11 protein-coding genes are annotated in these 23,039 nt (G+C 61.3%); 9 read left to right on the forward strand and 2 right to left on the reverse strand.

Going from position 1 to position 23,039, the window contains the following annotated elements:
- On the reverse strand, positions 1 to 667 hold a 667-nt coding region (locus MRS74_RS22290), incomplete at its 3' end, for a tetratricopeptide repeat protein (RefSeq protein WP_254582492.1).
- A 208-nt stretch (positions 668 to 875) separates the two neighbouring features.
- Entirely contained in the window at positions 876 to 2,603 is a 1,728-nt protein-coding gene (locus MRS74_RS22295) for an SLC13 family permease (RefSeq protein ID WP_254582493.1), read from the reverse strand.
- A 1,168-nt stretch (positions 2,604 to 3,771) separates the two neighbouring features.
- On the opposite strand from MRS74_RS22295, the gene cysD reads away from it, so the two are divergent.
- The 9 genes from cysD to MRS74_RS22340 all read left to right on the forward strand — a co-directional run bounded on the left by cysD (position 3,772) and on the right by MRS74_RS22340 (position 22,902).
- Positions 3,772 to 4,671 carry a sulfate adenylyltransferase subunit CysD gene (gene cysD, locus MRS74_RS22300; RefSeq protein WP_254582502.1) on the forward strand — a complete coding sequence of 300 codons (900 nt, stop codon included), beginning with the start codon at positions 3,772 to 3,774 and terminating at the stop codon, positions 4,669 to 4,671.
- A complete protein-coding gene (gene cysN / locus MRS74_RS22305; RefSeq protein ID WP_254582494.1) occupies positions 4,671 to 6,578 on the forward strand; it encodes a sulfate adenylyltransferase subunit CysN in 1,908 nt (635 codons plus the stop codon). Before cysD ends, cysN begins: the two co-directional genes overlap by 1 nt.
- 160 nt (positions 6,579 to 6,738) lie before the next feature.
- Positions 6,739 to 7,539 (forward strand): 3'(2'),5'-bisphosphate nucleotidase CysQ, encoded by an 801-nt coding sequence (cysQ, locus tag MRS74_RS22310; RefSeq protein ID WP_254582495.1) that lies wholly within the window; start codon positions 6,739 to 6,741, stop codon positions 7,537 to 7,539.
- Between the two features lie 645 nt (positions 7,540 to 8,184).
- The gene (gene galU / locus MRS74_RS22315) at positions 8,185 to 9,063 is read left to right on the forward strand and encodes a UTP--glucose-1-phosphate uridylyltransferase GalU (protein ID WP_254582496.1); all 879 of its coding nucleotides are present in this window, start codon (positions 8,185 to 8,187) and stop codon (positions 9,061 to 9,063) included.
- Between the two features lie 188 nt (positions 9,064 to 9,251).
- Positions 9,252 to 10,922: a glucose-6-phosphate isomerase gene (pgi, locus tag MRS74_RS22320; RefSeq protein ID WP_254582497.1), complete on the forward strand. Its 1,671-nt coding sequence runs from the start codon at positions 9,252 to 9,254 to the stop codon at positions 10,920 to 10,922.
- Positions 10,923 to 10,970: 48 nt separating this feature from the next.
- Positions 10,971 to 12,248 carry a UDP binding domain-containing protein gene (locus MRS74_RS22325; protein ID WP_254582498.1) on the forward strand — a complete coding sequence of 426 codons (1,278 nt, stop codon included), beginning with the start codon at positions 10,971 to 10,973 and terminating at the stop codon, positions 12,246 to 12,248.
- 131 nt (positions 12,249 to 12,379) lie between these two features.
- Positions 12,380 to 13,747 carry a phosphohexomutase domain-containing protein gene (locus tag MRS74_RS22330; protein WP_254582499.1) on the forward strand — a complete coding sequence of 456 codons (1,368 nt, stop codon included), beginning with the start codon at positions 12,380 to 12,382 and terminating at the stop codon, positions 13,745 to 13,747.
- Positions 13,748 to 13,894: 147 nt separating this feature from the next.
- Complete coding sequence (locus tag MRS74_RS22335) at positions 13,895 to 21,556, forward strand: type I polyketide synthase (RefSeq protein WP_254582500.1); 7,662 nt, start codon at positions 13,895 to 13,897, stop codon at positions 21,554 to 21,556.
- Positions 21,553 to 22,902: an aminotransferase class I/II-fold pyridoxal phosphate-dependent enzyme gene (locus MRS74_RS22340; protein ID WP_254582501.1), complete on the forward strand. Its 1,350-nt coding sequence runs from the start codon at positions 21,553 to 21,555 to the stop codon at positions 22,900 to 22,902. Before MRS74_RS22335 ends, MRS74_RS22340 begins: the two co-directional genes overlap by 4 nt.
- The last annotated feature ends 137 nt before the right edge of the window (positions 22,903 to 23,039 follow it).

A 23,039-nucleotide genomic window follows, 5' to 3' on the forward strand; every position in this document is an offset into this window, starting at 1 on the left:
ACAGCTCATCGGCCTTCGAAAACTTGCCCTGACCCCGATAGGCCGCAGCCAGTTGTACCAGCAGCGGCACATCCTCCGGCCAGCGGAGCCGCAATTCCTCCAGATGTGCTGTCGCCGCACCGTGGCGCTGCATAGCCAGAAGCACGGTGCCCTTCTTCAATAGCAGCGCGCAATCGTCCGGCAGGATCTGCAGTGCTGCTTCGGTATGCTCCAGTGCCGCCGCCTGATCTCCGCGCTGCAGTGCGTTGTCCACGCGCCCGAGCAGCGCATCGCGATGCCCCGGTTGCGTCGCTAATGCGGTTTCACACAGCTCATCGGCCTTCGAAAACTTGCCCTGACCCCGATAGGCCGCAGCCAGTTGAAGCAGCAGCGGCACATCCTCAGGCCAGCGGCGCCGCAATTCCTCCAGATGTGCTGCCGCCGCATCGTGGCGCTGCATCGCTTGAAGCACTGCACCCCTCTTCAGTAGCAGCGCGCGGTCGTCCGGCAGGGTCTGCAGTGCCGCTTCGACATGGGCCAGTGCTGCCGCCTGATCTCCGCGCTGCAACGCTTCATCCACTTGCTTTAGCAGTGTGGCGCGCTGGCCGGGCTGTATGGCGTCACTCGATGTCGGAAGGATATCGGCATTTTCTGGAATGACCTCAGAGAGGATTCTTTGATGAGCCATTTGACACTGTTCCCTAGTGAAGTGCGTATTCCGTTGGAGGGGAGGGGGCTAATCTGCGGATTGTTATCGCGTTGTATACCCGGTACCTGATGCTTGTTTTTACTGTGCTCAATGGCTGTCCGTCAAGCGCGGCGTTGCCCCTTCACCGTAATAATCGGCGGATGGGCTGCAGGCATCTTGGGCCGAGTGTTGGAGTTAAGTGGGCGGACTAGAACGGAAACACCAGCGGCACCAGTATGAGCACGCCGGCCGAATAGGCCAGGCTCACCGGAAGGCCGGTCTTTACGTAGTCCTGCAGGCGATATCGTCCCGGCGAGTAGACCATCAGGTGGGTCTGGTAGCCGAAGGGAATCAGGAAGCAGGCGCTGGCGCCGTAGGCGACGGCCATGATGAACGGCAGCGGGTCGGCGTCGAAAGCCTGAGCCGTTGACAGGGCGATCGGAAATGCCAGCGCCGCTGCTGCATTGTTGGTCACGGTTTCGGTCAGCAGCAGGGTCAGCAGGTAGATGCCGACAAAGGCACCCATGACGCCGAAGCCGTTGGCGTAATTCTGGATGAAGTTGGCGACCAGCTGGGCGGCGCCGGACGCTTCCAGGCCCCTGGCAATGGTTAAAGCGGAGCCGATCAGTAACAACAGCTCGAACGGGAAGCGTCGGCGCATTTCGCTGATGCTCAGGACACGGCTTGCCAGCAGTGTACCGAGCAGCAGCAGCAGGCCATGGAACAGCGGCATCAGGCCGAAGGTGGCTGCGACGATTACCGCAGCAAAGCCGGACAGCGCCAGTGTGCTTTGGGCATCGCTGAGCTTGGGGCGCTGCAACGAACCGCTCAGCACATGGAAGTTGCGGTCCAGATTGCGGTGCTGCCGAAAGTCAGCGCCCACCGCCAGCAGCAGGCTGTCGCCGACCCGCAACGGGATTCGGCCCAGCTGTTCTTTGATGCGTTTCTCGCCCCGCCTGATGCCCACCACGCCGGCATTGAACATGGTCCGAAAATCCACCTCCTGCAGCGTGCGGTTGGCCAGCTCCGACTCGTTCGAGATCACCACCTCCACCAGGTTGGTGGTCAGCAGGTCGTCGGCCCGGCTGCCAAACAGTTCCAGCCCCTGAAAGCGCTGCAGCGTCTGCACTTTCTGCACCTCCCCGGTGAAGGCCAGTATGTCACCGGCATGAATGATCTCCTCCGGCCCGACCGGGCTGATCAGATACCCCTCCCGCTCGATCTCGAGCAGAAAAAGCCCGTCCAGTTTCCTTAGCCTGTTTTCCTCGATGCTCTTGCCGATCAGCGGTGAGTCGTACAAGACCTGCGCGGCCAGAAAGTACTCCTGGCTCGATTCCTGTTCACCGTTGTTGTGTTTGGGCAATTGCCTGGCGCTGAACAGCAGTACCAGCATGCAGAGCAGTGCCACCGGCACACCCACCAGGCTGAACTGGAACATCTCGAGCGCCGGCAGCCCCGCATTGACCGCAAAGGAGCTGACCACCAGGTTGGTCGAGGTGCCGATCAGAGTGGTAATGCCGCCCAGTATCGACGCGAACGAGAGCGGGATCAGCAGGCGGGACGAGGTGATTTTTCGCTGGCGACTGATGGCGCCAAGGAAAGAGGCGACCACCGCCGTATTGTTGAGAAACGCCGACAGCAACGCGCTGGTGCCCATCAGGCGCAGCAGCGCAGTGCTTTCGCTGCCACGCAGCAAGCGTTCGGACAGCTGGTCGAGGAGGTGCGAGCGCTCCAGTGCGAGCGATACCAGCATCAGCAGCACCAGGGTGGCCAGCGCGGGGTTGGCCAGGCTGGCCAGCATGTCGTTGCTGTCGACGACCCCGAGCAGAACAAAACCGCCGGCCCAGCCGGTGAAGAGGACGGCTGGTTGCACGCGACCACTGGCCAGCAACCCCAGCAGCACGACAACCGATATCAGTACGCTCCAGCTTTCCATGGGTGTTTCGTTTTCCTATCTAATCCCTTTGAAGGCTTGATTTGCCGCCAGTGCTCGTTAAGTGCTTATGCGTTGTGGGAGCCCGGTCTCCGGGCGAATATCATTTTTAGCCCACAGAGTGGGCTCCCACATTCACCGCATTCAGCCGCATGTTATGCCTTATGCCTCAGGCATAAACGAGTTGTCATTGTAGGAGTATGTTTTATACTCTGTCGATAGATATCAGGCTTGTTCTGCTGACTATTTAATATTTTTCTTTGTTATTCAATTGATTAGGGTGATTTCATTGATAAAACATTTATCGCCTGAGGAATTGAACAAGCGTCGGCATCTGGCGGTTCAGCGGCGAATTGACGGCGCTACGGTGGCGGACGCCGCCAAGCAGGCCGGTCTCAGTGCGCCCACCGTGATAGCGGCCTACAAGGCGTTTGTCGCCGGTGGCTGGGCCGGGGTCGATGTCAAGCCGCGCGGCCGCAAGACGGGCTCCGGTCGCAGCCTGGATCCCGATAGCGAGCAGACGCTGCTGCAGCACCTATTCGCGCCATCGGCGCAAGCCTGCCTGGACAGCGCTGGGCTCTGGCAGGCCGACGGCATTCTCGACTGGGTGCAGGCGCAGCTCGGCGTCGCCCTCACGGGCCGCAGCCTCACGCGCCTGTTGCAGCAGTGGCAGTTGAGTGCGCCCGAGCTCAAGGCCACGCTGGCCGCCAGCCCACCGAGTACGGCATTGCAGCGCTGGAGCAAGGACCAGCTCAAACCGCTGGAGGCAAGGCTTCGAAAGCAGGGCGGCACCCTGCTGTGGGGCGGCTTGCGCCGCATCGTCAACCCACTCGATGGTAAGCCCTGTTACCAGCTGTACGTGCACGCCGGGCGTGCGCGGCAGTTCTGGCTGCTGAGCGAGCAGCCGCCGCTCTCCGGCCTCTACCAGGCATTTTTTGAACGCCTGCTGGCGGCTTTTGATGGCCCGGTTGGGCTGGTTTTTCATGGCGCACAGCTCAGTCGCGAGCCGAAAATTCAAGACTGGTTAACCTGCCATGACACATCATTCAGACTTCTGGCCATGCCGGCGCAAGCCCCGTCGGCCAGCCGAAAGGTTTCAACGCAGACTACACTCGCGTCCCGGGCAGCTCCGGGTTCGCGCATCGCACACACAGACAGGTCGAGGACAACGATGGCACTGACACATTTGCAACGGCTGGAAGCCGAAAGTATCCACATTATGCGGGAGGTGGTGGCCGAGGCCGAAAACCCGGTCATGCTCTATTCAATCGGCAAGGACAGCGCGGTGATGCTGCATCTGGCGATGAAGGCGTTCGCACCCTCGTTGCCGCCGTTCCCGCTGTTGCATGTGGATACCCGCTGGAAGTTCCGCGAGATGTACAGCTTCCGTGACAAGATGGTGCAGGACCTGGGCATGGATCTGCTGGTGCATACCAACCCCGAGGGCATCGAGAAGGACGTTAACCCGTTCACCCACGGTTCGGCGATCCATACCGATATCATGAAAACCGAAGGCCTCAAGCAGGCGCTGGGCAAGTACGGTTTCGATGCGGCCTTCGGCGGTGCGCGCCGCGACGAGGAGAAATCCCGCGCCAAGGAACGGATCTTTTCGTTCCGCAGCGCCCAGCATCGCTGGGACCCCAAGGATCAGCGTCCGGAGCTGTGGAAGCTCTACAATTCGCGCAAGCACAAGGGCGAAAGCATTCGCGTCTTCCCGCTGTCGAACTGGACCGAGCTGGATATCTGGCAGTACATCTACCTGGAGGGCATCCCCATAGTGCCCCTCTACTATTCCGCCGAGCGTCCGGTGGTCGAGCGTGACGGCGCGCTAATCATGGTGGATGACGAGCGCATGCCGCTGCAGCCGGGTGAAGTGCCGATGATGCGCAAGGTGCGTTTCCGTACCCTGGGCTGCTACCCGCTGACCGGTGCGGTTGAGTCGGATGCCGATACGTTGCCGGCGATCATTCAGGAAATGCTGTTGACCAAAACCTCCGAGCGCCAGGGGCGCGTAATCGATCACGATTCGGCGGCATCGATGGAGAAGAAGAAGCAGGAGGGCTATTTCTGATGGCACACGTATCGGATCTGATTTCAACGGATATTGAACAGTACCTCAAGGCGCACGAGCGCAAGGGGCTGCTGCGTTTTATCACCTGTGGCAGTGTCGATGATGGCAAAAGCACCCTCATCGGCCGCCTGCTGTTTGAATCCAAAATGCTGTTCGAAGATCAGCTCGCGGCGATCGAGGCGGACTCGAAGAAGTTCGGCACCCAGGGTGACGAGATCGACTTCGCACTGCTGGTGGACGGCCTGGCCGCCGAGCGTGAGCAGGGCATCACCATTGATGTGGCCTACCGCTTCTTTTCCACGGACCGGCGCAAGTTCATCGTCGCCGACACCCCGGGGCATGAGCAGTACACCCGCAACATGGTGACCGGCGCCTCGACTGCTGACGCCGCTATCCTAATGGTGGATGCACGCAAGGGCATTCTGATCCAGACGCGTCGCCACAGTTACCTGATGTCGCTGATCGGCATCCGCCATATCGTTGTGGCGATCAACAAGATGGATCTGGTCGATTACTCGGAGAAAACCTACAACCGGATCGTGGAGGAATACCGCACATTCGCGCGCCAGGTCGGCATCGAGAACGTCACCTTTATTCCGATGTCGGCGTTCAAGGGCGACAATATCACCAGCCACAGCGAACGCATGCCCTGGTTCCATGGCACCACCCTGATGGGTTACCTCGAAACGGTCGAGCTGGATGAGGAGCGACTGCAGCAGGGCGCGTTCCGCATGCCGGTGCAATGGGTCAATCGCCCGAACCTGGATTTCCGCGGCTTTGCCGGCTCCATCGCCAGCGGGGTGGTGCGCCCGGGTGATCGGATCCGGGTACAGCCCTCCGGCAAGGAGAGCACCATTGCCCGTATTGTTACCCATGATGGTGATCTGGAGCAGGCGGTGGCCGGTCAGTCCATTACGCTGACGCTGGCCGACGAGATTGATATCTCCCGCGGTGACGTGATTTCCGGTATCGCAGCGCCGGCGGAAACGGCGGACCAGTTCGAGGCGACCATTGTCTGGATGCACGAGGAGCCGCTGCTGCCAGGGCGCCCCTACCTGCTGAAAATCGGTACCCGCACGGTGACCGCCCAGGTCAGCGAGATCAAATATCAGGTCAACGTCAACACCCTTGAGCACACGGCGGCGAAGAAGCTGGAGCTCAACGCCATCGGTGTCTGCAACCTGACTCTTGACCGTGCCATCGCCTTTGATCCTTACGAGGTCAATCAGGATACCGGCGGTCTGATCCTGATCGATCGCATGACCAACAGCACCGTGGGTGCCGGCATGCTTAAGTTCGCGCTGCGTCGCAGCCAGAACATCCACATGCAGCACGTCGATGTTGACAAAGACGCGCGCAGCGCCGCCAAGGCCCAGAAGCCGTGCCTGCTGTGGCTGACCGGCCTGTCCGGCGCCGGCAAGTCGACCATTGCCAACCTGGTGGAGAAGAAACTCCATGCCCGCGGCCAGCACACCTACCTGCTGGATGGCGACAACGTGCGCCATGGTCTGAACCGGGATCTGGGCTTTACCGACGCCGACCGGGTCGAGAATATTCGTCGTGTGGCCGAAGTGGCCAGGCTGATGGTCGACGCCGGCCTGATCGTGCTGTCTGCCTTCATTTCGCCGTTCCGTTCGGAGCGGGACATGGCGCGGGCACTGGTGGGAGAGGGTGAATTCCTCGAAGTCTTTATCGATACGCCGCTGAATGTCGCCGAGGACCGCGATCCGAAGGGCCTGTACAAGAAGGCGCGCCGGGGCGAGCTGAAGAACTTCACCGGTATCGATTCGGCCTACGAGGCGCCGGAGAATGCCGAGATTCACATCGATACCACGCAGCAGACGCCGGATCAGGCGGCCGAGATGATCGTCGCCGTGCTGAAAGAGCGCGGGATGCTGGTGGGTTGATACCCCATTCGCCCGGACACTCTGGCTCCCACGATACTTTCACCTGTTGTGGGAGCCCACTCTGTGGGCGAAGGCCTCGGTGCCTATTCAATTCGCCCGGGGGACCGGGCTCCCACAAAGGTCGACGATGGGTTTAACCAATTTGCTTAGGGATAGGAAAATGACTGCAATTGATCAGACACTGCTCGATGGCGTGGAGCGGATCGCGCGCGAGGCGGGCGAGGCCATCATGGTGATTTACGGCCGCGAGTTCAGTGTGGAAGAAAAAGCCGACAAGTCGCCGCTCACGGAAGCCGATGCGGCGGCCCACGAGCTGATCGTGGCGCGCCTTGCGTCGCTGACGCCGGACCTGCCGATTCTGTCGGAAGAGGACACATCGGCCTTTAAGGGGGTCGACGCCAGTGGTCGCTACTGGCTGGTGGACCCGCTCGATGGTACCAAGGAGTTCATCAAGCGCAATGGCGAATTTACCGTCAATGTGGCCCTGATCGAAAACGGTGTGGCGGTGCTCGGTGTCGTCTATGCCCCAGTGCTGGATGTTGCCTACCTGGGGCTCAAGGGACTGGGGGCGTTCAAGGTGGATGCCGACGGGCGACGCCCGATTCGTGTCGCCGAACATGCTGCAGACAAAGTTTGGCGCGTGGTCGGCAGTCGCTCTCATGCCGGCTCAGAAACGACCGCCTGGCTGGAAAAGCTGAGGCAGCACGAGATGGTCGCCATGGGCAGTTCGCTCAAGCTCTGCCTGGTGGCGGAAGGGGCGGCCGATGTCTATCCGCGCCTTGGGCCGACGTCACTCTGGGATACCGCGGCGGCCCAGGCCGTGGTGGAACAGGCCGGCGGTGCCGTGATCCAGCTTGACGGTACCCCGCTGAGCTATGCCAATACCGCGCACATCCTCAATCCCTTCTTTATCGTGCACGGCAAGAGTTCACAGGACTGGGCGGCGTTGTCATCGCAGTAGGTCTTTAGGTGCCGTGCAGGATTTTGATTTGCCATACGGTTTGCGTTCAGTTGCGCTGCGTTACTTTAACGCCGCCGAAGCACGCATCAGCGAGTGGCACGGCCCCGAAATAGGGAAAAACCAGACAGCTGTGTGAGCTGGGAAAAGTGACGAAACCCGCGGGGCAACCCGCATACCGGCACCCGAACCGATTCTTATTAGTGTACTGAGTGGCTACAGCCAGCATTTCGTCGCCAGGGGCATGCCCCTGGCGGTGGAATGAGCCACTGCAGTCCCGGGAGCGGTTCGGGAAGTGATGCCATTAATCTGATTGAGATGAAGCAGGAGGTGATCGACTGCTGGGGTATGGATCCCCCGCTATTCAGACCGCGCAGCCAATGCCGTTAGCGCATGGCGTTTGAAACAGCAGTTCCCCGGCTGGCTCCGGGGGTAGGTATTAAACCGGTGGCATTTTACGTCTGTAGAGCCGGTTTAATACTGTGGCGCAGGATGCGCCGCCATTGGCCAACGGCCAATGCGAGCCCTTGAAAATCCAGGGATTTCACAAATTCCGCCCGATTTTCAAGGGCGATGATGAAACAGGGCGGGACGACCTGTTTCACCGCCAGGTTAATAGCGAAACTCTATGGATCAGAAAATAGGTTTATGAATATGTTGTCAAAGGTTGTTATTCCCGTTGCCGGTCTCGGCACCCGCGTTCTTCCCGCCAGCAAGGCCATCCCCAAGGAAATGCTGTCGGTGGTCGACAAGCCGGTTATCCAGCACGTGGTCGACGAAGCCGTAGCGGCCGGTTTCACGCAGATCATACTGGTCACGCGCAGCGGCAAATCCGCCATTGAGGACCATTTCGACAGCCACTACGAGCTCGAGGCCGAGCTGGATCGCAAGGGCAAGGTCGCGCTGTTGTCGTCGGTGCGGGAAATTCTGCCCGAGGGCGTCGAGGTGATCTCGGTGCGCCAGCCATTTGCCAAAGGACTGGGGCACGCTGTTTTGTGTGCCGCGGCGATTACCGGCGATGAGGACTTTGCGGTGATGCTGCCCGACATGCTGATCGACAGCGACACTGTCGGCACCGACATGGTTGCCATGGTTGAGCGCTACCGTAGCGGTGGCTGCGGCCAGATCATGGTCGAAGCCGTACCGCAGGATCAGGTTGAGCGTTACGGTATTGTCGATTGTGGTGGTGCTGCGGTTGAGGCGGGCGGTGGCGCTCAGGTGCAGGGCATGATTGAAAAGCCGGCCCGGGACGAAGCGCCGTCCAACCTGGCGATTGTCGGTCGCTATATCCTGCCGGCACGGGTCATGTCGTTGCTGCAGGACACCCAGCCGGGCGCTGGCGGTGAGATCCAGCTGACCGACGCCCTGGTGCGCCTGACCGAGGAGGCGACGCTCGAGGCCTACAGCATGACCGGAAATCTGTATGATTGCGGAAACAAGGCGGGTCTGTTGCAGGCCAATGTCGCATTTGGGCTGAAACACCCCGAGACCGCTGAAGCGCTCAGGGCGTTTTTGGCGCGTATATAGTAAACCGGTGGCATTTTACGTTTGTAGAGCCGGTTTAATACCGTGGCGCAGGATACGCCGCCATTGGCCAGCGGCCAATGCGAGCCCTTGAAAATCAAGGGATTTCACAAATTCCGCCCGATTTTCAAGGGCGATGATGAAACAGGGCGGGACGATCTGTTTCATCGCCAGATTAATAGAGTCCGCGCATGAAACTGGCCTGTGGGAGTAGGGAAGTGACTATTGAAAGCTGTTGGCAGGGCCTCGGCGTCCATGCTGATGCGGTTAAGCAGCAGCACCTGAAGGACCTGATGTCGCAGGACGGGCGCTTTGGCGAATTGAGTTTTCGCCACGAAGGGATGCTGCTGGATCTGTCCCGGCAGCGTCTGTTGCCGCAGACGCTGGACAAGCTGGTCGGCCTGGCGCAGGCCAGTGATCTGCAAGGCTGGATCGAGGCGCTGTTCAAGGGCGATGCGGTAAACAACACCGAGCAGCGCCCGGCGCTGCACACGGCGCTGCGCCTGCCGGCCGGCGCGACCTTGCCGGTCGCCGGTGAGGACGTGGTGCCCAAGGTGCACGCCAATCTTGAGCGCATGGCCGCCATGGTTGAATTGCTGCACAACCGGCAGTGGCGGGGTTACACCGGTGAGCCCATAGATACCGTGGTTAACGTGGGTGTTGGTGGTTCGGATCTCGGGCCCATGATGGCCTGCAGGGCCCTGAATGACTTCGTTCCCGACGAAGCCGCCCACCTGAAGATCCACTTCGTGTCCTCCATGGATGGCAGTCAGCTGGTGGACCTGCTGGAGCAGTCGAATCCGGCCACCACCCTCTTTATCGTCTCATCCAAGTCCTTTACCACCATCGATACCCTGGCCAATGCGGCGACGGCACGACGCTGGCTGCAGGATGCCAGCGACGTGCGGGATGAGGTGCTGGTCAGCCGTCATTTCATAGCGGTAACCGCATCGCCCGAAAAGGCGCTGCAGTGGGGCATTCCTGAATCCAATCAGCTGCATTTCTGGGACTGGACCGGCGGGCGCTATTCGCTCTGGTCCACCATCGGCCTGCCCATCGCGCTCAAAATTGGCATGTCCGGATTTCACCAGATGCTGGCAGGTGCTCACGATCTGGATCGGCATTTTCGCAGCGCTCCCTTTAGCGAAAATCTGCCGGTTTTACTGGCGATGACCGGGATCTGGAATATCAATTTCCTGGACATTCATGCCCATGCCATTTTGCCCTATGACGGGCGGCTGGCGCATTTGCCGGCCTATCTCGAGCAGCTTGAGATGGAAAGCAACGGCAAGAGTGTGTGTCGCGATGGCAGTGCCAGTGCGCACCGCACCTGCCCGGTGCTCTGGGGTGAGGTGGGCCCCAATGCGCAGCATGCGTTTTATCAGCTGCTGCACCAGGGGACCGAGTCGGTGATGTGCGATTTCATTGTCTCGGCGCGGCGCTATGCCTCCGAGCATGAAACCTTGCAGCGCCAGCACCAGCTGGCGCTGGCCAATTGTCTGGCGCAGGCGCGCGTGCTGGCGTTGGGGGATGCGGCATTGGGAGGTGCTCAGGATAACGCCAAACCGTGGCAGCGCTATCGCGGCAATCAGCCCAGCACGGTGATTCTGCTGGATGAGTTAACCCCTCATTCTGTGGGGGCCCTCATTGCGCTCTACGAGCACAAGGTGTTTGTGCAGTCCGTGATTTGGGGTATCAATCCATTTGACCAGTGGGGGGTGGAGCTGGGCAAGACGATGGCGACGCAGCTGCTTGATGTTCTCGATAGTGGTCAGCATCCGGTGGCGTCCTTCGATCATGCGACGAACGGTTTGTTGGCCGCAATTGATGCGCGACGCATGAAGCGCCCGGATGCGCTTTAAAGCAGTGGCTGTTGCGGAGCTAAGCAGGAAAAAAATGGAAGCTGATCGATGAAAATAGCAGTGTGGGGTGATGAACTGGCCTCGTGGGTCGCCGTGGCACAGCTTGCCGCCTATGGCAACGATGTACGGGTGCTGCAGGCTGTGGATGTGGCTGGAACGACTGAAATCAGACCCTCCCAGAGCAGTGTGCGGGCTGAGCCTGGCTTGATGGAGATGATTCAGGCCGCTGTGGCCAAAGGGCAGCTCAGGGCATTGTCAGCGGACCAGTGTGAGGATGTCGTTGTGCACTGGCTGGCCATGGCGCCGGATGAAGAAGACAAGGCCGTCGCACTGGTGCAGCGTCTGGCGCAGCGCACAGAGGGGTCGCTGCTGGTCATTAATCAGAGCAACTTCGGCATAGGTGCCAGCGACCGCTTGCAGGCACTGCTCAATAGTGATGCCGGGCAGGCGGTGATCTGTTTGCCTGATACGCTGCAGCAGGGGCGGGCGCTAAGCCAGTTTGCACAGCCAAAGACGCTGCTGGTCGGCTGTGAGGATGCGAGTGCGCTGCAGTCGTTGCAGGCCATATTGCGGCCCTTTGCCGGTGCCGTGCAGAACCTGCAGCTGATGAGTCGCCGGGAGGCTGAATTTACCAAGTTCGCCATTACCGGCATGCTGGCGCTGCGTCTGGGCTACATCAATGAGTTGGCCAATCTGGCTGATCTGCTGGCTGTCGATATAGACGTCGTGCGCCAGGGCATGGGCTCGGATGAGCGTATCGGGCGGCATTATCTGGCACCGGGCTGCGGTTTTGGTGGTCAGCATTTTACCCAGTATATCGAGGGCCTGGCGGGGCTGTTCAGCGAGAAGCGTAGATCGACCCTGCTGGACACAGTGCTGACCGAGAACCAGCGCCAGATGGAACTGCCGTTTCGCAAGCTCTGGCAGCATTACGAGTGTGACCTGAGCGGCAAGACGGTGGCGCTCTGGGGCGTGGCCTTCAAGCCGGGGGTCGCGAGCATCGACAATGCACCGGCGCTGCGCATCATCGATGCGCTGCTGGCACAGGGGGCCCGGGTGCGGCTGCATGACCCCGAGGCGCTGCCCGAGGTGCGCGAGCACTACGGGGACGATGCGAGGCTGCAGTATTGCGCCGACAAGTATGACGCGGCGCAAGGGGCCGAGGCTCTGCTGCTGCTGACCGAGTGGCCGGAATACTGGTCGCCGGACTTTGAGCGCCTGGCGCAGAGCCTGGGCGCCAAGGTAATTGTGGATGGGCGCAATGTCTATGACCCGGCCCTGCTGCGGGCCCAGGGTTTCACTTACTACGGTATTGGCCGCCTCTGAGTGATTGTGGGAGCCCACTCTGTGGGCGACTGTGGGTGAATTGGCCAGTGTGTCCGTTCGCCCGGAGACCGGGTTCCCACGATAGTGCCTTCGCCGCTACCAAATCTTTAAAACTCAATTGGATTCGAAACGTGACAAAACTGACCTGTTTCAAGGCCTATGATATCCGCGGTCGCCTGGGCGACGAGCTCAATGAGGATGTGGTGTATCGCATCGGGCGTGCCTTCGCCCTGCAATTTCAACCACGCTCGGTGGTGGTGGGCGGCGATATCCGGGAAACCTCGGAAGCATTGAAAATGGCGCTGTCGCGCGGATTGCAGGATGGCGGTGTCGATGTGGTCGATATCGGCATGGTGGGCACCGAGGAAATCTACTTTGCCACGGTGCACCTGGGTGTCGATGGTGGCGTTGAAGTCACCGCCTCGCATAACCCGATCGACTACAACGGTCTTAAGCTGGTGCGCGAGGGCAGCCGGCCGATTTCCGGTGATACCGGTCTCAAGCAGATGCAGCTGATCGCGGAAGCGCAGCAGTGGCCGGCGGCGCCCGCGAAACGCGGAAGTTACAGTCAGCTGGATCTCAAGCATGCCTATGCACAGAAGATGCTGTCCTATATCGATGCGGGTGCACTGAAACCGCTGAGGCTGGTGGTCAATGCCGGCAACGGTGCGGCCGGGCCCGCACTGGATGCCATCGAGCGCCAGTTGCAGGCCATCGGTGCCCCGATTGAGTTCATCAAGGTGCACCATGAGCCTGATGCCAGCTTTCCCAACGGCATTCCCAACCCGATTCTGCCGGAAAACCGCGCCCAGACGGCCGAGGTGGTGATCGCCGAAGGTGCCGATATGGGCATCGCCTGGGATGGCGACTTTGATCGCTGTTTCCTGTTCGATGAGAACGGTCAGTTTATCGAAGGCTACTATATCGTTGGCCTGCTGGCCGAAGCCTTCCTGCACCAGCAGTCCGGCGCCCGTGTGATCCATGATCCGCGGCTGACCTGGAATACCATTGATCTGGTAGAAACGGCCGGTGGCGTACCGGTGCTGTCCAAAACCGGCCATGCCTTTATCAAGGAGCGCATGCGTCTGGAAGATGCCGTGTACGGCGGTGAAATGAGCGCGCATCACTATTTCCGCGATTTCGCCTATTGCGACAGCGGCATGATTCCCTGGCTGCTGGTGGCCGAACTGCTGAGTAACAAGGCGCAGTCTTTGTCTGAGCTGGTGGCCGAGCGTATCGCCGCCTTCCCGAGCTCCGGCGAGATCAACAGCAAACTGGCCGACCCGGTCGCGGCCATTGCCCGGGTGCGGGCGGCCTATGAGCCCGAAGCGCTGTCGGTGGACGAAACCGATGGCATCAGCATCGAGTTCGCACAGTGGCGTTTCAATCTGCGTAGCTCCAATACGGAGCCGGTGGTGCGGCTGAATGTCGAGAGCCGCGCCGATCAGGCGCTGATGCAGGAAAAAACCGCAGAAATCCTCGAACTTTTACGGTGCTGACAGCCAACGGCCGGGTTGTGTCACAGCGGATTCCTTGGCGGCGCTAAAGTTGGTAATATAGCCGCTTTGGTCCGCCCTGAACTGGTGCGATTTTATTGAGTGCCTGCCGGTGCAGGAGTTGGCTTAGTATAGTTAGGTAACATTATTTTGCGTCGTAGTAAGGAAAATATTGCCATCGTTGGTATGGCATTCCGGCTCCCCGGTGATCAGTCCAATGCAGACGAGTTCTGGCAGGCACTGAAGGATGGCAAGGACCTGGTCGGCGAAATCGATGGCAGCCGCTGGGGCAAAGACGCCTACTACCACCCTCGCAAATCCGAGCCAGGTAAAAGCTATACCTGGGCCGCCGGCGTACTGTCACGGATTGAGGAGTTTGACGCGGAATTCTTTGGCATTTCGCCGCGGGAGGCCTGTCAGATGGATCCCCAGCAACGTCTGTTGCTGGAGCTTTCATGGGAGGCACTGGAAAACGGTGCCCAGAATCCTGGCCGGCTGGCTGGCAGTGACTGTGCGGTCTACGTCGGCATCGCCGGCACCGATTACTCCTACCGCCGCATCGACGATCCCTCGGTAGCCGATTCCTATACCATGACCGGCAGTACCGCGAGCATCGCCTCGAACCGGATTTCCTATGTGTTTGACCTGCATGGTCCGAGCATGTCGGTGGATACGGCCTGTTCGTCATCACTGGTGGCACTGCACCAGGCCTGCCGGTCGCTGTGGGACGGTGAGGCATCGAGCGCCCTGGTGGGCGGCGTTAATATGCTGCTGCATCCGTTCCCGTTTATTGGCTTTTCCAGGGCGTCGATGCTGTCTCCGGACGGTCGCTGCAAGACGTTTGACGCCAGCGGCAATGGCTATGTGCGTTCCGAAGGCTGTGCGGTCTTTTATCTCAAGCCGCTGAGCGCCGCCGAACGCGACGGTGATCCGATCCATGCGGTGATTCTGAATACCGGTGTGAACTCGGACGGTCGTACCAACGGCATTACGGTGCCCAGTGCCGAAGCCCAGGCCCATTTGCTGCGCAAGGTATACGATGAGATCGATCTGTCCCCGCTGGAGCTGACCTATCTTGAGGCTCATGGGACCGGTACCTCGGTGGGTGACCCGCTGGAAACCAGGGCCTTGTCGCAAGCGCTGGCCATGGCGCGTGGCGAGGGGAACCCGCTACCGATAGGCTCGGTGAAGAGTAACGTCGGGCATCTGGAAACCGCCTCCGGCATGGCGGGCATGGTGAAAGTGATCAACTGCCTGCAGCAACGCGCCCTGCCACCGACCATTCATCTGAAGTCCCCTAATCCGAACATCGACTTTGTTAACTGGAACCTTGCGCCGGTCACCGAATATACCGCGGTTGAGGGTGACCAGCGGCTGGTCATGGGTATCAATTCCTTTGGCTTTGGTGGTGCCAACGCCCATGCCGTGCTGGCCGAGTACCGGGGCCGGGTAGGCGTAGGCGCTCCCGCTGTTGACACTGTGGATCCGGCGACTGAGTCACTCCCGCCGCTCTTGCTGAGTGCGCGTAGCGATACAGCCTTGAAGGCCCAGGCCGGCCAGATGGCGAAGCTGCTGGCCAATCCCGCCACGTCCTATCACGACCTTGCCTGGACTCAGGCCAGCCGTCGCCAGCTGCTATCCAAGGGGCTTGCGGTGCAGGGACAGACCCTGGACCAGATCCGCCATGCATTGGAAAATTACGCCGCGGGGGAGACCGGCCGCGGACTTTTCACGGCTGATAATCTGGGCCAGGACCTGCCCGTTGCACTGGTGTTTTCCGGCAATGGCTCCCAGTGGGTTGGCATGGGGCGCCAGCTGATACAGGCCGAACCGCTGTTTGGCGAGGCGGTTGACGAAGTCGATGCGCTGCTGCGTCCCTATACGGATCTCTCGATCCGACAGTTGTTCCTGTCGGACGAGGCCGCAGACTATGAGAGCACCGAGATCGCCCAGCCTGCACTGTTCGCGCTGCAGGTGGGTGTAACCCGCTGTCTGCAGGCGCAGGGCATTAGCGCGTCTGCGGTGCTGGGCCACAGTGTTGGCGAGATCGCTGCTGCCTGGGCCAGTGGCGCCCTGAACCTGGCCGATGCGGTGCGCGTGATTTTCGAGCGCAGTGGCGCCCAGGGCACCACCCGCGGACAGGGACGCATGGCGGCGGCGTCAATGTCGGTCGATGCCATAACCGCACTGATTGATGAACTGCACCTTACAGGGCAGGTTGAGATCGCCGGTATCAACAGCCCCGACGCGGTAACGCTGGCAGGCTCCCTGGCGGCGCTTGAGACACTGGGCACTGCGGTGGAGCAGCAGAGCCGCTTCTATCGCATTCTGGATCTGGATTACGCCTTCCACAGCAGTTTGATGGAGCCGGTGCGCGATCGGGTCATTCAGCGGCTGGCGGATCTCGCGCCGTCGCCGACGCGTATTGCCTATATTTCGACGGTGAGCGGTACCGAGATGGACGGCACCGGCCTGGGTGCCGCCTACTGGTGGGACAATATTCGCCAGCCCGTACAGTTTGGTGCCGCCATCGAGACCCTGATTCAGCGTGGCGTGCGCCTGTTCATTGATGTCGGGCCCCATCCGATCATGCGTGGCTATATCGGGGACTGCCTCAAGGCACATGACCTCAGTGGCGGTGTTATTCCGACCCTGAAACGTCATTCAGATGATGCAAAGGATCTGCAAACGGCCGTGTTCTCGGCCTGGCTCGGCGGGGCCCAGATGGATCTGTCCCGGCACTTCCCGCAGGAAGGTGTGCTGGTGCGCCCGCCCGCCTATCCCTGGCAGCGTGAGCGGCACTGGTATGAGGTGACGTCCGAAGGCTATAACCTGGTCAATCGCCCGCTGGAGCATCCGCTGCTGGGCTATCGGATCAAGCCGGGTGAGCCTGTGTGGGAAAATTCGCTGGATACCCAGCTGGTGCCATACCTGGCGGACCATGTGGTGGGCACTGCCGCGGTCATGCCGGCCGCAGGCTATGCCGAAATGGCGCTGGCAGCCGGCCGGGCCTGGTTTGGCACGGCTGAGGTGCAGGCCGAGCAGTTTGAGATTCAGGGGATGGAAATCCGCGCGCCCCTGGTGTTCGAACAGGATCACCTTAAAACGCTGCGTTTTGCCCTCTATCCCAAGGATGGCAGCTTTACCATCGAAAGCCGGGTGCGCCTGAGCGAAGACCCCTGGACGCTGCATGCAGTGGGGCGCCTGAGCGGTGCGCCGGCCTTTGATGCGAAGCAGCAACTGGATCTGGCCCAGCTCAAGGCGCAGGCCGATGGCCGCCTCAGCGGCCCGCAGCATTACCGTCTGGCCGACGCCGTTGGGCTTGAGTATGGTCCGGCATTCCAGGGCATCGCCGATGTCTGGACCCAGGGACTGTCCGCCTTGGCCAGACTGGCGCTGCCGCCATCCGTTGCCGCCCAGCTGCCGGGCCACGTGCTGCACCCGGCAGTGCTGGATGCCTGCTTCCAGGTACTGGTTGGCATATTCACCGCCAACAGCGGTGAGAGTCAGCATACAGCGCTGATCCCGGTACGCATCGACCGCCTGCGGCTGTACGGGAACTGCCAGCAGATCAGTCATTTCAGCGCCCGTATCATCAAGCAGAGCCCGCGTTCAGTACTGGCCAGTTTCTGTCTCACCGATGATGAGGGCCGGGTCCTGGTCGAGGCCGAGGCCTGCCGCTTCCGCGGTGTGAACTTTACCCATGATCAGGGTCTGCCTGCGACCTATGACTACCGCCCCCGCTTGCTGCACCCCGTCGGCCCAGCGGCCCTGCCGGTGCCGGAGGTCGTTGCAGCGGCTGCGCGGCAGCAGCTCGAGCAGCATGCGGCGGCGCGTGCCGGCCACTTCGCGGAAGTCGAGCCACTGATCGGCATGATGGTCAGCGGTTTTGTTTACGAGTCGCTGCGCGACCAGGTGGGTTCTGATGCCTGGTTCAGCCTTGATGGCCTGATTGAGCAGGCAGGTTTTGCCGCCAGCGTCCGTCCGGCACTGGTGCGCTATCTGCAGATGCTGTGTGAAGACGGCCTGGCCGAACACATTGATGACCAATACCGGCTTCTGGCCAGCGACGAATGGCCGGCGGCGCAGCAGCTCTGGCTGGCGCTGCAGGGAGACTATCCCGCCTATCTCCCCGAACTGCTGCTGGCCGGGCGTTGTGGCCTGCACCTGACGCAGGTCCTCAGGGCCGAGCGCCCTATCGCTGAATTGCTGCACCCGGCCAAGAGCAGTTTGCAGGAGCACCTGGCGGATTCTGCGCAGTCCGTGGTCGGTGTTCACCGGGTTCTGGGTGAATTGCTGGCCCAGCTGGCAGCCACCTGGCCTGCGAATCGACGCCTGCGCATCCTGCACCTGGGGGGCGGCGCCGGCGCCCTGGCACGCCGGCTGATGGCCGTGCTGCCACAGGATAGGACCGATTACCTGTTCACCGATGCCGACGAGGCGCTGCTGGCCAGTGCCGAAGTTGAACTGGCGGCCTATTCCTGCGTGGATTTCGCCTGTTTCGACCCCAATGCAGGGCTGGAATTACCAGACGCCGTGGCCGGGCGCCGTTTCGATCTGGTACTGGCAGGGCAGGGGCTACACCAGGCGGACGATATTCCGGCACTGCTGGCGCAGCTGTGCCGGTTACTGGCGCAAGACGGCCAGCTGCTGCTGCTGGAGCGTCATCAGGATCGCTTCAGTGACCTGACCCAGGGCCTGTTGCCGGGCTGGTGGGACACGACAGACGCAGAGCGTCCGTTGTCGCGTCTGATGCCGGCAGAACACTGGGCTGAACTGCTGCACGAAAGCGGCTTCGAACAGTTCGAAACATTGCTGGAGCCAGGGGCGGGCAGGAATGAAGGCGGCTTCGTCATGCTGGCAGCCAGGGCGCCTCAGGCCCTGCCGGACGCGGTTCTGCCGGCGCAGCAGCGCTGGCTGCTGCTGGCCGATGACAACGGCATGGCGCAGGCGCTTGCCGCTGCGCTGACAGCGTCCGGACAGCAGGTACTGCTGGCGCGGCAGGGCGCCGCCTATGACTATGACGGTAGCGAGTTCCGGGTGGATCCGTTTTCGGTCGACAGCATGGAGCAGCTGCTCGATGCCGTTGCCGCTATGGGTGGCTGTGACCAGGTGGTACAGCTGATGGGGCTGGAACAGGCCGATGCGACGCCAGCGTCGCTGCTGGGGCTGCAACAGTTGCGTTGTGTGCCGGTGCTCAGCCTGGTTCAGGCCCTTGAGAGGGTGACCTGGAGTCTGCCGCCGCATCTGACGCTGCTAACCACAGGCGCGGCACTCTGTTCAGGCTTCGACGCAGAGCGTTTCACTGTGGTGCCGTCCCAGGCGCCCCTGTGGGGGCTGGGGCGGGTGCTGATGAATGAGCATCCCGAACTCAACGCACGCCTGGTCGACCTGGCAGACGCCGACTTGGCGTCACTGATGCCGGCGCTGGCCAAGGTTTTGTTATCAGACAGCAAGGAAGACGAGTTGCTGCTGAGCAAGCAGGCCTGTTATGGCCTGCGCCTGGAGCCACTGGCGTTAATGTCATTGCCGCCGGTTGAATCAACAGAAGTGAAACTGGACTTTGTTGAACCCGGGCCACTGAAGCACCTGAAGTGGATGCCCATGGTTCGTCAGGCACCCGGATCGGGTGAGGTGGCCGTAAGGCCCATTGCCAGTGGCCTCAACTTCAGGGACGTGATGTATGCCATGGGGCTGCTGGCTGACGAGGCAGTGGAGAATGGCTTCTCCGGCCCGACCCTGGGTATGGAGTTTGCCGGTGAAGTGATTGAAGTGGGCGAGGGCGTTAGCACATTCAAGGCCGGTGATCGTGTCATGGGATTTGCGCCGTCCTGCTTTTCGTCCAGGGTGCTGACTCAGGCTTCGGCCCTGGCCGCGGTGCCGCAGGGCTGGAGCTGTGCCGAGGCGGCTACAGTGCCCACGGTTTTTGTCACCGCCTGGTATGCGCTGGATTTTCTGGCCCGGGTACAGCCGGGGGAACGGGTTCTGATTCATGGCGCCGCCGGTGGCGTGGGCATAGCCGCGATTCAGATTGCCCGTTATCTGGGGGCCGAGGTATTCGCCACCGCAGGCTCCGACGAGAAACGTGACTTCCTGCGCCTGATGGGCGTGGATCACATACTCGACTCCCGCAGTCTGGCCTATGCCGATCAGATCATGCAGCTGACCGGCGGTGAAGGCATCGATGTCGTGCTCAACTCCCTGGCCGGTGAGGCGATCACCCGGAACCTGGCCATTCTGCGTCCGTTCGGGCGCTTTCTGGAGCTGGGCAAGCGTGACTTTTACGAAAACAGCAAAATGGGCCTGAGGCCGTTCCGTAACAACATCACCTATTACGGCATTGATGCCGATCAGCTGATGGTGGAGCGCCCCGAGCTGAGTGCCCGCCTGTTCCGCGAAGTCATGGAGCGCTTCGACGAAGGCGTGCTGCGCACCTTGCCACACCGGGTCTTCCCGGCCGCGCGGGCCAGCGATGCGTTTCGCTATATGCAGCAGTCCAAGCAGATTGGCAAGATCGTTATCGGCTTTGAACAGCCTCCACGTGCCTCGGAGCAGGCGGAACGGGCGATACCGGCGCTGACGCTGGATGCCGAGGGCTGCTACCTGGTGACCGGCGGTCTCAGCGGCTTCGGCTTGCGCTCGGCCTGCTGGCTGGCGGAGCAGGGTGCCCGTCACCTGGTGCTGATCGGCCGCAGCGGCGTACAGACCGAAGAAGCCGCCACGGCGATTGCCCAGCTCGAAGCCAGGGGCGTGCGGGTCAGGGTTGAATCCATCGATGTGACCGACCGTGCGGCGCTGCAAGACCTGTTTGCCGGTTTTGGTTCCCGCCTGCCGGCGCTCAAGGGTGTGATTCATGCCGCGGTGGTGTTTGACGACGGCCTGCTGCGCAATCTGGATCAGCAGCGCCTTGAGCGCGTGCTGGCACCCAAGCTGCTGGGGGCGCTCAATCTGCATGAGCTGACCACTGCGCTGGATCTCGATTTCTTCGTGCTCTATTCCTCCGTCACAACCTTCTTCGGCAACCCCGGGCAGGCCAACTATGTGGCCGCCAATGCCTATCTGGAGGCGCTGGTGCGCAAACGCCGTGCAGCGGGATTGAGCGGTCTCTATGTCGCCTGGGGCGCCATTGACGATGTGGGTTTCCTGGCGCGTAACGAGGCCATCAAGGAGGCATTGCAGTCGCGCATGGGCAGTGAGGCACTGACGTCGACACAGGCACTGGCGATGTTGCAGCTTTTGCTGGCCCGTGGGTGTGGTGCTGCGGCGGTTATGGACTTCAGCTGGCGCGACATGCAGCGGCTGATGCCCTCGGCCCAGTCGCCCAGGTTTGACGTGCTGCGCAGGCTGGATGCCCGGCACGGCGATGATGATGAAGACAGTGATGACATCCGTAGCCTGATCATCGGCATGGCGCCGGAGCAGGTGGCAGAACTGGTCAGCGGTTTGCTGTGTGAGGAAATCGCGCAGATCCTGCGCCTGCCGGCGGAGAAAATCGATATGACCCAGTCGGTACTGGAGCTGGGCATGGATTCCCTGATGGGGGTTGAGCTGGCGCTGGCCATCGAGGGGCGTTTTGGCGTCAATCTGCCGGCGATGGTTCTGTCGCAGGGGCCGACGGTCCAGCGTCTGACCGAGCGCATCGTCACGCAGCTGTGTCACGATGACGGGGGGGCAGAAGATGCCGGCCAGGAAGCGACCCGCCAGGTTGCCCAGGTGGCTGCCCGTCATGCCGAGTCTTTGTCCGAGGACGAGACGCAGCGTATCGCCTCTGCACTGGACAGTGCACCTGCCACCCTGAGACTGGTTAAATGAACAAACTCAACAAGGGCCTCTTCGGCCTGACGGGCAAGGCCAAGGAAAGCCTGATCCAGAAGGCGCTCGATAAACGCAGCGCACGTGAACCTGAAGCCGAGACGGCGCGCCGGGTGTCGGTGGCTTCGCGCCTGCCGGTATCCGATGACCTCTGCCGGTTCGACAAGCTGGCGGGCTACCGGGATCTGATGGTGCAACGCCTGGCGGCGGAGCAGCTCAATATCAGTAACCCGTTTTTTCGGCTGCATGAAGGTACCGCCACGGCAACCTCGGTGATTGATGGCCAGGAGTGCATCAATTTTTCGAGCTACAACTACCTTGACCTCAGCGGTCATCCGCGGGTGTCACAGGCGGCCAAGGATGCCATAGACCGCTACGGTACCTCGGTTTCCGCCAGTCGTCCGGTGTCCGGTGAGCGGCCGGTACAGCAGGCGCTGGAACGGGCGCTGGCGACCCTGCACGGCACCGAAGACGCTGTCGTGTTCGTCAGCGGTCACGCCACCAATGTCACCAGCATCGGTTACCTGTTTGGCCCCAAGGATCTGGTTCTGCACGATGCGCTGATTCACAACAGCGTGCTGCAGGGTATCCAGCTGTCCGGTGCCTTCCGGCTGTCTTTCCCACACAACGACTGGCAGGCGCTGGGACGCATGCTGGAGCAGCGGCGCCACGAGTTTGAGCGGGTGCTGATCGTGGTGGAAGGCATCTATAGCATGGACGGCGATCATCCGGATCTGCCCCGATTCATCGAATTGAAGCAGCGTCACCGGGCCTTCCTGATGGTGGATGAAGCGCACTCCATTGGCGTGATGGGGGAGCGGGGACGCGGTATTGCCGAGCATTATAGTGTTGCCGGGTCTGACGTCGATATCTGGATGGGCACCCTGAGCAAGGCCATGGCCGGCTGCGGCGGTTACATAGCCGGTGAGCAGGCGCTGATCGATCACCTCAAGTTTTCCGCCCCGGGCTTTCTCTACAGTGTCGGCATGCCGGCGCCCATGGCGGCGGCATCCCTTGAGGCTATCCGCGTGATGGAAGAGGAGCCGCAACGCGTGCGGCAGCTGCGAGAGCGCAGTCAGTATTTCCTGGCCAGGGCCCGGGAACGGGGGCTGGATACGGGCCTCAGCGACGGCTATTCGGTGGTGCCGCTGCTCTGCGGCAGCTCGATCAAGGCGGTGCGCCTGTCCAATCTGCTGCTGGATCGGGGCATCAACGTGCAACCCATCGTGTATCCGGCGGTTGAGGAAAAGCTCGCCCGGCTGCGCTTTTTCATCAGCTGCGCCCATACCGAAGCCCAGATCGACACCACTCTGGCCGCCATCAGCGATGTCCTGAAGGAGCTGTGATAGGGGCGCTGCGCGGATGAAAATGAAGCGCCGGCTGATCCTGTGCACTCATTCGAGTCTCTATTCGAGCCTGGTACTGGAAGCACTGTTGCAGGCCCCTGGGCTGGAAATAGTCGGCATCGTCAACTCCACCCGGG

Source organism: Marinobacterium sedimentorum, from assembly GCF_024267675.1.
GTDB classification, from domain to species: Bacteria; Pseudomonadota; Gammaproteobacteria; order Pseudomonadales; family Balneatricaceae; genus Marinobacterium_A; species Marinobacterium_A sedimentorum.

Excerpts from the sequence above, each read along its gene's own strand:
- MRS74_RS22295 (WP_254582493.1), bottom strand. The coding sequence starts at position 2,603 with ATGGAAAGCTGGAGCGTACTGATATCGGTTGTCGTGCTGCTGGGGTTG.
- cysD (WP_254582502.1), top strand. The coding sequence starts at position 3,772 with ATGGCACTGACACATTTGCAACGGCTGGAAGCCGAAAGTATCCACATT.
- cysN (WP_254582494.1), top strand. The coding sequence starts at position 4,671 with ATGGCACACGTATCGGATCTGATTTCAACGGATATTGAACAGTACCTC.
- cysQ (WP_254582495.1), top strand. The coding sequence starts at position 6,739 with ATGACTGCAATTGATCAGACACTGCTCGATGGCGTGGAGCGGATCGCG.
- galU (WP_254582496.1), top strand. The coding sequence starts at position 8,185 with ATGAATATGTTGTCAAAGGTTGTTATTCCCGTTGCCGGTCTCGGCACC.
- pgi (WP_254582497.1), top strand. The coding sequence starts at position 9,252 with ATGAAACTGGCCTGTGGGAGTAGGGAAGTGACTATTGAAAGCTGTTGG.
- MRS74_RS22325 (WP_254582498.1), top strand. The coding sequence starts at position 10,971 with ATGAAAATAGCAGTGTGGGGTGATGAACTGGCCTCGTGGGTCGCCGTG.
- MRS74_RS22340 (WP_254582501.1), top strand. The coding sequence starts at position 21,553 with ATGAACAAACTCAACAAGGGCCTCTTCGGCCTGACGGGCAAGGCCAAG.